Genomic DNA, 13,763 nt, shown 5'->3' with positions numbered 1-13,763 from the left:
CAGGTGTGCGTTACTCGCCCTTGGCCTTCGCGATGATCTCCTCGGCGACGTTCCTCGGAACCTCGGCGTAGGAGTCGAACTGCATCGAGTAGCTTGCGCGACCCGAGGTCTTGCTGCGGAGGTCGCCGACGTAGCCGAACATCTCCGAGAGGGGCACGAGGCCCCGCACGATGCGGGCGCCCATCCGCTCCTCCATGGCCTGGATCTGGCCACGACGGGAGTTGATGTCGCCGATGACCTCGCCCATGTAGTCCTCGGGCGTGGTGACCTCGACGGCCATCATCGGCTCGAGCAGCACGGGGCTGGCCTTGCGCGCGGCCTCCTTGAACGCCTGCGAACCGGCGATCTTGAAGGCGAGCTCGGAGGAGTCCACCTCGTGGTAGCCGCCGTCGAGCAGGATCACGCGCACGCCGGTCATCTCGTAACCGGCGAGGATGCCGAACTGCATGGCCTCCTGCGCACCGGCGTCGACCGAAGGGATGTACTCCTTCGGGATACGGCCACCGGTCACCTTGTTCACGAACTCGTACGAGGCGTCGCCGCCCTCGATCGGCTCGATCGCGATCTGCACCTTCGCGAACTGACCGGTACCACCGGTCTGCTTCTTGTGGGTGTAGTCCACGCGCTCGACGGCCTTGCGGATCGTCTCGCGGTAGGCGACCTGCGGCTTGCCGACGTTGGCCTCGACCTTGAATTCACGGCGCATACGGTCGACCAGCACCTCGAGGTGCAGTTCGCCCATGCCGCCGATGATGGTCTGGCCGGTCTCCTCGTCCGAGTGGACCTGGAACGACGGGTCCTCTTCGGCCAGGCGCTGGATCGCGATGCCCAGCTTCTCCTGGTCGCCCTTCGACTTGGGCTCGATGGCGACCTGGATGACCGGAGCCGGGAAGTCCATGGACTCCAGGATCACGGGCTGCTTGTCGTCGCACAGCGTCTCGCCGGTCGTGGTCTGCTTCAGACCCATGACGGCGACGATGTCGCCGGCGCCGACCGCCGCGATCTCCTCACGCTTGTTCGCGTGCATGCGGTAGATCTTGCCGATGCGCTCCTTCTTGCCCTTGACGGAGTTCAGCACGGCGGTGCCGGACTCCAGGCGGCCCGAGTAGACCCGGACGAAGGTGAGCTTGCCGAGGTGCGGGTCGCTCATGATCTTGAACGCCAGCGCCGACAGCGGCTCGTCGTCGGACGGCCTGCGCTTGACGATCTCCTCCGGGTCCTTCACGTCGTGGCCCTCGATGGCCTCGACGTCCAGGGGGGAGGGGAGGTAGCGCACGACCGCGTCGAGCAGGGGCTGAACGCCCTTGTTCTTGAACGCGGTGCCACAGAACACCGGGGTGACCGTGGTGTCCTCGGACTTGCCGGACGCGATGGTGATGCGACGGATCGCGGCGTACAGCTGCTCCACCGAGGGCTCCTGGCCCTCCAGGTACAGCTCCATGATCTCGTCGTCGTTCTCGGCGACGGTCTCGACGAGCTTGCCGCGGTACTCCTCGGCGGCCTCGGTGTGGGTGGCCGGGATGTCGACCACGTCGTACATCTCGCCCTTCTCCGCCTCGGCGGACCACACGAAGGCCTTCATCGTGACCAGGTCGACGACGCCCTTGAAGTCGGCCTCGGCACCGATCGGGAGCTGCATGACGATCGGCTGCGCGCCAAGGCGGTTGCTGATCATGTCGACGCAGCGGTGGAACTCGGCGCCGGTACGGTCGAGCTTGTTGACGAAGCAGATGCGCGGGACGCCGTAGCGGTCCGCCTGCCGCCACACGGTCTCGGACTGGGGCTCGACACCTGCGACGCCGTCGAACACCGTCACGGCGCCGTCGAGCACGCGCAGCGAACGCTCCACCTCGACGGTGAAGTCGACGTGGCCCGGGGTGTCGATGATGTTGATGGTGTGGTCGACGTCGGCGAGCGGCCAGTGACAGGTGGTGGCAGCAGAGGTGATCGTGATGCCACGCTCCTGCTCCTGCTCCATCCAGTCCATCGTGGCGGCGCCGTCGTGGACCTCACCGATCTTGTACGAAACGCCGGTGTAGAACAGGATCCGCTCAGTGGTGGTCGTCTTGCCCGCGTCGATGTGAGCCATGATCCCGATGTTGCGGACCCTGGCCAGGTCAAGTGAAGTGGTAGCCATAAGGCTTCGGTCTTCTCTCGGTCTCGTCGTGGGGAGCGACTACCAGCGGTAGTGCGCGAAGGCCTTGTTGGACTCGGCCATCTTGTGGGTGTCCTCGCGCTTCTTCACAGCGGCACCGAGGCCGTTGGACGCGTCGAGAAGCTCGTTGAGCAGGCGCTCGGTCATGGTCTTCTCGCGACGGGCGCGGGAGTAGCCGACGAGCCAGCGCAGAGCGAGGGTGCTCGCGCGGCCGGGCTTGACCTCGATCGGGACCTGGTAGGTCGCGCCACCGACACGGCGGGACTTGACCTCGATGGTCGGCTTGATGTTCTCGAGAGCGCGCTTCAGCGTGATGACCGGGTCGTTGCCGGTCTTCTCGCGCAGGCCCTCCATGGCGCCGTAGACGATGCGCTCGGCGGTGGAGCGCTTGCCGTTCAGCAGCACCTTGTTGATGAGCGACGTGACAAGAGGAGAACCGTAGACCGGGTCGATGATGACCGGGCGCTTCGGGGCAGGGCCCTTACGAGGCATTGTTTACTTCTCCTTCTTGGCGCCGTAGCGGCTGCGGGCCTGCTTGCGGTTCTTGACACCCTGGGTGTCGAGGGAACCGCGGATGATCTTGTAGCGAACACCGGGCAGGTCCTTCACACGGCCACCACGCACGAGCACGATGGAGTGCTCCTGCAGGTTGTGTCCCTCACCCGGAATGTAAGCAGTGACCTCGATCCCGCTGGTCAGACGCACACGCGCGACCTTACGCAGGGCCGAGTTCGGCTTCTTCGGGGTGGTCGTGAACACACGCGTGCAGACGCCGCGACGCTGGGGCGAACCCTCGAGTGCGGGCGTCTTGTTCTTCTCGACCTTGTCCTGCCGGCCCTTCCGGACCAGCTGCTGGATCGTAGGCACTACTTCTCCGGTTTCTGTGTGCCGATGGTGGAGCTAACCTGGAACATCGCCGACCCACGCGGTCGGGTGTGTCGAATCCCGCGAACTTCCGCCGTGAGGCGGGAAGAGACGCAGATCGCGGTGGCCACTGCTTCGGCCCGTATGCGGTTGCAGACACGCACAAGGGCCAGGGCACACCCCAGGCACAAGGTCTGAGCGTACCTAGCGCAATCTCTCCGGTCAAAACAAGGACGGCGGGGCCGACACGAGAGGGGTTACGTGCGCCGCCCGAGCTGCTGTGGTAGAGGGCTCTCGCCGACCGGCGCCGGCCCGCCGGAAGCGTCCGTCGCCGTGTCATGGCCGACGAAGTACGTCGGACGGTTCTGTACGGCCGTGTAGATGCGGCCCACGTACTCGCCGAGCAGCCCCACGCAGATCAACTGCACCGCGCCGATGAACAGCACGCCGATGAACAGCGACGTCCAGCCGGGGACGGTGTGCCCCAGGACGTAGGCGAACAGGGTGTAGCCCATCAGCCCCAGGCAGACCAGGAAGGCGAAGCCGCCCAGCCAGGTGGCGATGCGCAGCGGCGCCGCCGAGAAGCCGGTGACGCTGTCGACGGCCAGCCGGATCATCCGGCCCAGGGGGTACTTGCTCTGGCCCGCCGGCCGCGGCGCGCGCTCGTAGGTGACCTCGCCGCTGGGGAAGCCCAGCCAGGGCACGAGGAGCCGGTAGACGCGCTGCTGGTCGGGCAGCGCCCGCAGGGCGTCGACGGCGGCCCGGCTCAGCAGCCGGAAGTCGCCGGCCTGGGCCGGGACGGACTCCCCCGCGAGCCGGCGCACGAGCCGGTAGTACAGCCCCGCGGTCCACCGCTTGAAGCCGGTGTCGCTGGCCCGGTCGGCCCGGATGCCGTAGACGATGTCGAGGTGCTCGGCGCGGGCCAGCGCGAGCATGTCGGCGATCTTCTCGGGCGGGTCCTGGAGGTCGGCGTCGATGCTGACGACGTACGCGCCGAGCGCCCGGTCGAGGCCCGCGGTCAGCGCCGCCTGGTGGCCGGAGTTGCGGCGCAGGCCGATGACGCGCAGCTGCGGCCAGCCGAGCCGGAAGGCGGCGAGCAGCTCGGCCGTGCGGTCGGTGCTGCCGTCGTCCACGGCGACGACCTCGTAGTCGGCGCCGAGGCCCTCGAGGACCGGGCGCAACCGGCTGACCAGCGCGGGAAGGACCTCTTCCTCGTTGTACATGGGTATGACGACCGACAAGACGGTCCCCGTCACCGTGGCGTTCGGTTGCACGTCGGTCACCCGTCCTTCCCCAAGCTGTGGCGCACATGTGCGACTCTGTTGCGATCTTATGACCAACACTCTGACGACCAGGGGATCCCAGCCATGAGCACGGCTTCCAAGGCCACGGCGACTGACCCCGCCGTGCCCGACGGGCAACAGGAACGGCTCCCGAGGCTCCGCCGCCTCACCCTGCCGGACGGTGTACGACCGTACCTCGCCCCGCTGCTCCTCTACGGCACGCTGAAGCTCGTCGGGCTGACCGTGTTCGCCTGGCTCCTGGAGTGGGCCGACGAGTACCAGAAGAAGAACCCGCGCTTCGGCGGCGGCGCCCACTGGTGGGACGTGCTCGCCACCTGGGACGGCTGGTGGTACCTCCAGGTCGCCGAGAAGGGCTACGACCCCAAGCCGCTGCAACGGCTCGACCCGGGCGGCCTGTTCACGGTCAAGCAGGACTCGGTCGCCTTCTTCCCGCTCTACCCGGGCCTGATCAGGGGCGTCTCCGAGATCACGGGACTGGGCCTGTACGGCTCCGGGATCCTGGTGTCGGTGCTGGCCTCCTTCGTGGCCGCGGCCGGCATCTACGCCGTGATATCGACGCTGGCCGGGGTGCGGGCGGGCACGATCGCGGCCGGGCTGTGGGCGGTGGCGCCCGGCGCGGGCGTGGAGTGGGCGGTCTACTCGGAGTCGGTCTTCGTCGCCATCGCCGCCTGGTGCTGCCACTGCGTGATGAAGCGCCGCTGGGTGGCGGCCGGGCTCCTCGCCTTCCTGGCCGGGCTCAACCGGCCGACGTCCGCCGCGCTCATCGGCGCGGTCGGGCTGGCCGCCATCGTGACGCTCGCCCGGCGCGACAGCAGGCGCGAGCACGGGATCGCCGGTCCCGTGTACGCGATGATCGCCGCGCCGCTCGGCCTGCTCACCTACATCACCTGGGTCGGCCTCAGCATGGGCGACCTCACCGCGTACTTCACGCTCCAGCGCGAGGGATGGGCACACTCCTTCGACTTCGGCGCCTTCACCCTCGACGTGCTGGGCAACACGGCGGTCGGCCGGCACGACTACCTGTTCGCGTTCACGGTCCCCGACCTGCTGGCCGTACAGCTCGTCCTGGCGCTGCCCTTCCTGATCGCGCTGATGCTGCGCAAGAAGCCGCCGCTGGTGCTGGTCGCGTACACGCTGGCGAGCGTGCTCACCGTGCTGGGCACCCAGCAGATGTTCGGCAACACGGGCCGCTACCTGCTCCCGGCCTTCCCCCTGCTGCTGGCCCCCGCGGCGGCGCTGAGCCGGCTGAAGTGGCCGAGCCTTGCGGTGTTCTTCGCGACGGCGTCGATCGCCTCGGGGTGGTACGCGCACTACGTGATCTTCGAGCTGGGAATCCCGTAGACCGGGGCCGGGCAGGGCCAGGCAGGGCAGGGCAGGGCAGGGCAGGTGCCTGGACGGCGCTGACGGCCCCTACAGCGCCTGAACGCCCTGCCTTGAGGCCCGGGAGCCTCCAGGAACGCCGAAGGGCGGTCACCCCGTACGAAACGGGGTGACCGCCCTTCAAGCGTTCAGACGATCAAGCGATCGCCCGCCGCCTACTGGTTGTACGGACCGTAGTCGTAGTCCTCCAGCGGGACGGCCTGGCCGGAGCCCGTGCCGAACGGCGAGTAGTCGATGTCGTCGTAGCCGACGGCCGAGTACATCGCGGCCTTGGCCTCTTCGGTCGGCTCGACCCGGATGTTGCGGTAGCGGGACAGACCCGTACCGGCCGGGATGAGCTTACCGATGATGACGTTCTCCTTGAGGCCGATCAGGGAGTCGGACTTGGCGTTGATCGCCGCGTCCGTCAGCACCCTGGTCGTCTCCTGGAAGGACGCCGCCGACAGCCAGGACTCCGTGGCCAGCGAGGCCTTGGTGATACCCATGAGCTGCGGACGACCGGAGGCCGGGTGACCGCCCTCCTGCACCACACGACGGTTCTCGACCTCGAACTTCGAGCGCTCGACGAGCTCGCCGGGCAGCAGCTCGGCGTCGCCGGACTCGATGATCGTCACGCGGCGCAGCATCTGCCGGATGATGATCTCGATGTGCTTGTCGTGGATCGACACACCCTGCGAGTTGTAGACCTTCTGGACCTCGCCGACCAGGTGGACCTGGACGGCACGCTGACCCAGGATGCGCAGCACGTCGTGCGGGTTGGTGGCACCCACGGTGAGCTTCTGGCCCACCTCGACGTGCTCGCCCTCGCTGACCAGGAGCCGGGCGCGCTTCGAGATCGGGAACGCCGTCTCGTCGCTGCCGTCGTCCGGGGTGATGACGATCTTCTTGGTCTTCTCGGTCTCCTCGATCCGCACGCGGCCGGAGGCCTCGGAGATCGGGGCGACACCCTTCGGGGTACGGGCCTCGAAGAGCTCGACGACACGCGGCAGACCCTGCGTGATGTCGTCACCGGCCACACCACCGGTGTGGAAGGTACGCATCGTCAGCTGGGTGCCGGGCTCACCGATGGACTGGGCGGCGATGATGCCGACCGCCTCACCGATGTCGACCAGCTTGCCGGTGGCCAGCGAGCGGCCGTAGCACATGGCGCAGGTGCCGACCTGGGACTCGCAGGTCAGGATCGAGCGGGTCTTGACCTCCTCGACGCCGTGGCGCACGAGCTGGTCGATGAGCACGTCGCCCAGGTCCACGTTGGCCGGCGCGATCACCTTGCCGTCGATGACGACGTCCTCGGCGAGCATGCGGGCGTAGACGCTGGTCTCGACGTCCCCGGCCTTGCGCAGAACGCCGGTCTCGTCCTTCGAGGCGATCCGCAGCTTCAGACCGCGCTCGGTTCCGCAGTCCTCCTCGCGGATGATGACGTCCTGCGAGACGTCCACCAGACGACGGGTCAGGTAACCCGAGTCGGCGGTACGCAGGGCGGTGTCCGCCAGACCCTTACGGGCACCGTGGGTGGAGATGAAGTACTCCAGCACGGACAGGCCCTCACGGAACGAGGCCTTGATGGGACGCGGGATGGTCTCGTTCTTCGCGTTCGACACCAGACCACGCATACCGGCGATCTGCCGCATCTGCATCATGTTTCCTCGGGCACCCGAGTCAACCATCATGAAGATGGGGTTCGTCTTGGGGAAGTTCGCGTTCATCGCCTCGGCGACCTCGTTGGTCGCCTTGGTCCAGATCGCGATGAGCTCCTGCGTGCGCTCTTCCTTGGTGATCAGACCGCGCTCGTACTGCTTCTGGACCTTCTCGTCCAGCGCCTCGTAGCCCGCGACGATGGCCTTCTTCGCCTCGGGGACGACGACGTCGGAGATGGCCACGGTGACACCGGAGCGGGTGCCCCAGTAGAAGCCGGACGCCTTCAGGTTGTCGAGCGTCGCCGCCACGATGACCTTGGGATAGCGCTCCGCCAGGTCGTTGACGATCTCGCCGAGAGCCTTCTTGCCCACCGAGTAGTCGACGAACGGGTAGTCCTCGGGCAGCAGCTCGTTGAAGAGCGCGCGGCCCAGGGTGGTGCGCAGGCGGAAGGTGTCCCCCTGCTGCCACTCCGGCTCGCCCTCTTCGCGGGCCGGCGGGGTCCAGCCGCGCGGCGGCATGGTGCCCACCGGGAAGCGGATGTCGATCGCCGACTGCAGCGCGAGCTCGCCGGCGTCGAACGCCATGATCGCCTCGGCCGTGGAGCCGAACGCGCGGCCCTCGCCCTTGGTGTCACGCAGTTCGCCGTCGGTGGTGAGGAAGAACAGACCGAGGACCATGTCCTGGGTCGGCATCGTCACCGGACGGCCGTCGGCGGGCTTGAGGATGTTGTTCGAGGACAGCATCAGGATGCGGGCCTCGGCCTGCGCCTCCGCGGAGAGCGGCAGGTGGACGGCCATCTGGTCACCGTCGAAGTCCGCGTTGAACGCGGTGCAGACGAGCGGGTGGATCTGGATGGCCTTGCCCTCGACGAGCTGCGGCTCGAAGGCCTGGATGCCGAGGCGGTGCAGGGTGGGCGCACGGTTCAGCAGCACCGGGTGCTCGGCGATGACCTCTTCGAGGACGTCGTACACGACGGTGCGGCCGCGCTCCACCATGCGCTTGGCGCTCTTGATGTTCTGCGCGTGGTTCAGGTCGACCAGGCGCTTCATCACGAACGGCTTGAAGAGCTCCAGCGCCATCGCCTTCGGCAGACCGCACTGGTGCAGCTTGAGCTGCGGACCGACGACGATCACGGAACGCGCGGAGTAGTCCACACGCTTGCCGAGCAGGTTCTGACGGAATCGACCCTGCTTGCCCTTGAGCATGTCGCTCAGGGACTTCAGCGGGCGGTTACCGGGACCGGTGACCGGACGGCCACGACGGCCGTTGTCGAACAGCGCGTCGACGGCCTCCTGGAGCATGCGCTTCTCGTTGTTCACGATGATCTCGGGCGCGCCGAGGTCGAGAAGCCGCTTCAGGCGGTTGTTGCGGTTGATCACACGGCGGTACAGGTCGTTCAGGTCGGAGGTCGCGAAGCGGCCACCGTCCAGCTGCACCATCGGGCGAAGGTCCGGCGGGATGACCGGCACGCAGTCCAGCACCATGCCCTTGGGGCTGTTGCTGGTCTGCAGGAACGCGGAGACGACCTTGAGGCGCTTGAGCGCACGGGTCTTCTTCTGGCCCTTGCCGGTGCGGATGATCTCGCGGAGGCGCTCGGCCTCCTCGTCCAGGTCGAAGGACTCGAGCCGCCGCTGCAGGGCGGCGGCGCCCATCGAACCGTCGAAGTACGTGCCGAAGCGGTCACGCAGCTCGCGGTAGAGGAGCTCGTCGCCCTCCAGGTCCTGGACCTTGAGGTTCTTGAAGCGGGTCCACACCTCGTCGAGGCGGTCGATCTCGCGCTGCGCACGGTCGCGCAGCTGCTTCATCTCCCGCTCGGCGCCTTCGCGCACCTTGCGGCGCACGTCGGCCTTGGCGCCCTCGGCCTCGAGCTCGGCCAGGTCGGTCTCGAGCTTCTTGGCGCGGGCCTCGAGGTCGGCGTCGCGACGGTTCTCGACCTGCTGACGCTCGACGGAGACATGCGCCTCCAGCGAGGGCAGGTCGCGCGTCCGGCGCTCGTCGTCGACGAACGTGATCATGTACGCCGCGAAGTAGATGACCTTCTCGAGGTCCTTCGGAGCGAGGTCGAGCAGGTACCCGAGGCGTGACGGAACGCCCTTGAAGTACCAGATGTGCGTGACGGGCGCGGCCAGTTCGATGTGGCCCATCCGCTCACGACGCACCTTGGCGCGAGTGACCTCGACGCCGCAGCGCTCACAGATGATGCCCTTGAACCGGACACGCTTGTACTTGCCGCAGTAGCACTCCCAGTCCCGGGTCGGACCGAAGATCTTCTCGCAGAAGAGTCCGTCCTTTTCGGGCTTGAGCGTGCGGTAGTTGATCGTCTCGGGCTTCTTGACCTCGCCGTGGCTCCACTGACGGATGTCGTCCGCCGTAGCCAGGCCGATCCGGAGCTCGTCGAAGAAGTTGACGTCGAGCACTATGCGTCAATCCCTCTCAGGGTTGTAAGTCTTGGGGTCTGATACGGGGGTCCCGGGGCCGGCCGGAGACTCAGGGATCTTCATCGCTGAACCTCCGGACCGGACTCCCGTCAGACCTCTTCGACGCTGCTCGGCTCGCGCCGGGACAGGTCGATGCCGAGCTCCTCCGCCGCGCGGAAGACGTCCTCGTCGGTGTCACGCATCTCGATGGACATACCGTCGCTGGACAGCACCTCCACGTTCAGGCAGAGAGACTGCATCTCCTTGATGAGCACCTTGAAGGACTCGGGGATGCCGGGCTCGGGGATGTTCTCGCCCTTGACGATGGCCTCGTAGACCTTCACGCGGCCGGTGACGTCGTCGGACTTGATGGTCAGGAGCTCCTGGAGGGCGTACGCGGCGCCGTATGCCTCCAGCGCCCACACCTCCATCTCGCCGAAGCGCTGACCGCCGAACTGCGCCTTACCACCCAGCGGCTGCTGGGTGATCATCGAGTACGGACCGGTCGAACGGGCGTGCAGCTTGTCGTCGACCAGGTGGTGCAGCTTCAGGATGTACATGTAACCGACCGAGATCGGGTCCGGGAACGGCTCACCGCTGCGGCCGTCGAACATCCGCGCCTTGCCGGTCGGGAGCACCATGCGCTCGCCGTCGCGGTTCGGGATGGTGTGGTTCAGCAGACCCGCGAGCTCGTCCTCACGGGCGCCGTCGAACACCGGGGTGGCGACGTTGGTGCCCGGGGCGACCTGGTCGGCGCCGATGACCTGCAGGCGCTTGGCCCAGTCGTCGGCGAGACCGGAGACGTCCCAGCCGCGGCTGGCGAGCCAGCCGAGGTGGATCTCGAGCACCTGTCCCGGGTTCATTCGGGACGGCACACCGAGCGGGTTGAGGATGATGTCGACCGGGGTCCCGTCCTCGAGGAACGGCATGTCCTCGATGGGCAGGATCTTGGAGATGACACCCTTGTTGCCGTGCCGGCCGGCGAGCTTGTCGCCGTCCGTGATCTTGCGCTTCTGCGCCACGTAGACACGGACCAGCTGGTTCACGCCCGGCGGCAGCTCGTCGCCCTCTTCACGGTCGAAGACGCGGACGCCGATGACCTTGCCGATCTCGCCGTGCGGCACCTTCAGCGAGGTGTCACGGACCTCACGGGCCTTCTCACCGAAGATCGCGCGCAGCAGGCGCTCCTCCGGCGTCAGCTCGGTCTCGCCCTTGGGCGTGACCTTGCCGACGAGGATGTCGCCGGCGACGACCTCGGCACCGATGCGGATGATGCCGCGCTCGTCGAGGTCGGCGAGGACCTCCTCGGAGACGTTCGGGATGTCCCGGGTGATCTCCTCGGGGCCGAGCTTGGTGTCACGGGCGTCGACCTCGTGCTCCTCGATGTGGATCGAGGAGAGGACGTCGTCCTGTACGAGGCGCTGCGACAGGATGATCGCGTCCTCGTAGTTGTGACCCTCCCACGGCATGAACGCCACGAGCAGGTTCTTGCCCAGGGCCATCTCGCCGTTCTCGGTGGCCGGACCGTCGGCCAGGACCTGGCCCTCGATGATCCGGTCGCCCTCGTTGACGATGACCTTCTGGTTGACCGAGGTGCCCTGGTTGGAGCGGGCGAACTTGGCCAGGCGGTACGTGATGTACGTGCCGTCGTCGTTGGTGGTGGTGATGTAGTCCGCGGAGACCTCCTGGACCACGCCCGCCTTCTCGGCCTTGACCACGTCGCCGGCGTCGACGGCGGAGCGGTACTCCATGCCGGTGCCGACGAGCGGGGCCTCGCTCTTGATGAGCGGCACGGCCTGACGCATCATGTTCGCGCCCATGAGGGCACGGTTGGCGTCGTCGTGCTCGAGGAAGGGGATCATGGCGGTCGCGACCGACACCATCTGGCGCGGCGAGACGTCCATGTAGTCCACGTCGTCACCGGGGACGTAGTCGACCTCGCCGCCACGACGGCGGACCAGGACGCGGGCCTCGGTGAACTGCATGTCGTCGTTGAGCAGGGCGTTGGCCTGCGCGATGACGTAGCGGTCCTCCTCGTCGGCCGTCAGGTAGTCGACCTCGTCGGTGACGACGTCGCCGGCGACCTTGCGGTACGGCGTCTCCACGAAGCCGAACGCGTTGACGCGGCCGTAGGAGGCGAGCGAACCGATCAGACCGATGTTCGGGCCTTCGGGCGTCTCGATCGGGCACATGCGTCCGTAGTGGGACGGGTGCACGTCACGGACCTCGAAGCCGGCCCGCTCACGGGAGAGACCACCCGGGCCAAGGGCCGACAGGCGGCGCTTGTGGGTGAGACCCGACAGCGGGTTGTTCTGGTCCATGAACTGCGACAGCTGGCTGGTGCCGAAGAACTCCTTGATGGAGGCGACGACCGGCCGGATGTTGATCAGGGTCTGCGGCGTGATCGCCTCGACGTCCTGGGTCGTCATGCGCTCGCGGACGACGCGCTCCATACGCGCCAGACCCGTACGGACCTGGTTCTGGATGAGCTCGCCGACGCTGCGCAGACGACGGTTGCCGAAGTGGTCGATGTCGTCGGTCTCGACGACGATCGACGTGCCGTTGTCCGAGGTCGTCTCGGTCTCGCCGGCGTGCAGCTTGACCAGGTACTTGATCGTCGCGATGACGTCCTCGACGGTCAGCACGCCCGCGTTGAGCGGAGCCTCGCCGCCCAGCTTCTTGTTGACCTTGTAGCGGCCGACCTTCGCGAGGTCGTAGCGCTTGGGGTTGAAGTAGAGGTTCTCGAGCAGCGTCTGCGCGGCCTCACGCGTGGGGGGCTCGCCCGGACGGAGCTTGCGGTAGATGTCCAGAAGCGCGTCGTCCTGACCCTGGGTGTGGTCCTTCTCCAGGGTGGCGCGCATGGACTCGTACTCGCCGAACTCCTCCAGGATCTGCTCGGTCGTCCAGCCGAGAGCCTTCAGGAGAACGGTGACGGACTGCTTGCGCTTGCGGTCGATACGGACACCGACCATGTCGCGCTTGTCGATCTCGAGCTCCAGCCAGGCGCCCCGGGAGGGGATGACCTTGGCGGAGAAGATGTCCTTGTCGGACGTCTTGTCGATCGAGGAGTCGAAGTAGACGCCCGGCGAACGGACCAGCTGCGACACGACGACACGCTCGGTGCCGTTGATGACGAAGGTGCCCTTGTTCGTCATGAGCGGGAAGTCGCCCATGAAGACCGTCTGGGACTTGATCTCGCCGGTCTCGTTGTTCGTGAACTCGGCCGTCACGAAGAGCGGGGCCGCGAAGGTGAAGTCACGGTCCTTGCACTCGTCGATGCTGTTCTTCGGCGGCTCGAAACGGTGGTCGCGGAAGGTCAGCGACATCGACCCGGAGAAGTCCTCGATCGGGGAGATCTCCTCGAAGATCTCCTCCAGACCGGACTTGGTGGGGACGTCCTGACCGGAGTCCAGAGCAGCCTCGACGCGAGTCTTCCAGGCGTCGTTGCCGAGCAGCCAGTCGAAACTCTCGGTCTGCAGCGCGAGAAGGTTGGGAACCTCGAGGGGCTCCTTGATCTTTGCAAAGGAGATGCGCAGCGGGGCGGTGCTGGCAGCGTTGTTCGTATTCGCGGTCGAGGCGTTGCGCGAGGCGGCCAAGAGGGGGTCCTTCCGAGGGCTCGGACTCACTACGCGCGTACCGGCCCCTCAATCCCGTGCACGGAGACAGCTTTCCGGATCTGGCCAAAGGGCCAGGTCAAGGAGGTCTGGTCGTCCGGGCTCAAGTGAGGGCATGCCCCTGGTGACGGGCAGGGGACAGCTAACAGGCAGCGCAAAGGGTCAGTGTAGCCACTTGGCACACTGATGTCCAGTGCGGGTTTTTCGAGACCCTCGTGGTTCTCAACGCCCTCGGTCTGCTTGCCCTCAACGCACGGTGATACTGCCCTGTTCGTCGCCGATCCATGCCTCGGATTCGGATCCTTGTGACGACGCGTCCTGAGAATTGCGCGCTGCGTGCGGTTCGTCAAGGCCCCCCTGCGCGAACCGGCGCGCTCGGAGACACGATGAA

General features: G+C 67.0%; 7 protein-coding genes. 1 reads left to right on the top strand and 6 read right to left on the bottom strand.

The genetic code is table 11. The annotated features are described in order from the left end of the window. Positions 1-10 precede the first annotated feature (10 nt). From fusA to OG352_RS26085, 4 genes are all read right to left on the bottom strand, one after another. A complete protein-coding gene (gene fusA / locus OG352_RS26100; protein WP_329220194.1) occupies positions 11-2,137 on the bottom strand; it encodes an elongation factor G in 2,127 nt (708 codons plus the stop codon). Positions 2,138-2,176: 39 nt separating this feature from the next. Beyond that, the gene (rpsG, locus tag OG352_RS26095) at positions 2,177-2,647 is read right to left on the bottom strand and encodes a 30S ribosomal protein S7 (protein WP_020132641.1); all 471 of its coding nucleotides are present in this window, start codon (positions 2,645-2,647) and stop codon (positions 2,177-2,179) included. A 3-nt stretch (positions 2,648-2,650) separates the two neighbouring features. Then, positions 2,651-3,022, bottom strand: coding sequence for a 30S ribosomal protein S12 (gene rpsL / locus OG352_RS26090; protein WP_003948652.1), 372 nt, complete (start codon positions 3,020-3,022; stop codon positions 2,651-2,653). 254 nt (positions 3,023-3,276) lie between these two features. Then, entirely contained in the window at positions 3,277-4,302 is a 1,026-nt protein-coding gene (locus tag OG352_RS26085) for a glycosyltransferase family 2 protein (RefSeq protein ID WP_329220192.1), read from the bottom strand. 84 nt (positions 4,303-4,386) lie between these two features. Between OG352_RS26085 and OG352_RS26080 the strand changes: the two genes are divergently transcribed. After that, positions 4,387-5,664 (top strand): hypothetical protein, encoded by a 1,278-nt coding sequence (locus OG352_RS26080; protein ID WP_329220190.1) that lies wholly within the window; start codon positions 4,387-4,389, stop codon positions 5,662-5,664. A 194-nt stretch (positions 5,665-5,858) separates the two neighbouring features. On the opposite strand, the gene OG352_RS26075 is transcribed toward OG352_RS26080, so the two are convergent. Continuing rightward, positions 5,859-9,758 carry a DNA-directed RNA polymerase subunit beta' gene (locus OG352_RS26075; RefSeq protein ID WP_329220189.1) on the bottom strand — a complete coding sequence of 1,300 codons (3,900 nt, stop codon included), beginning with the start codon at positions 9,756-9,758 and terminating at the stop codon, positions 5,859-5,861. 110 nt (positions 9,759-9,868) lie between these two features. Next, entirely contained in the window at positions 9,869-13,354 is a 3,486-nt protein-coding gene (rpoB, locus tag OG352_RS26070) for a DNA-directed RNA polymerase subunit beta (RefSeq protein ID WP_329220188.1), read from the bottom strand. Positions 13,355-13,763: the final 409 nt, after the last annotated feature.

Origin of the sequence: Streptomyces sp. NBC_01485 (assembly GCF_036227125.1) — a bacterium.
Classification (GTDB): Bacteria; Actinomycetota; Actinomycetes; order Streptomycetales; family Streptomycetaceae; genus Streptomyces.
The sequence above is the reverse complement of the archived record's forward strand: the minus strand, read 5'-3'. Positions and strand labels throughout refer to the sequence as shown.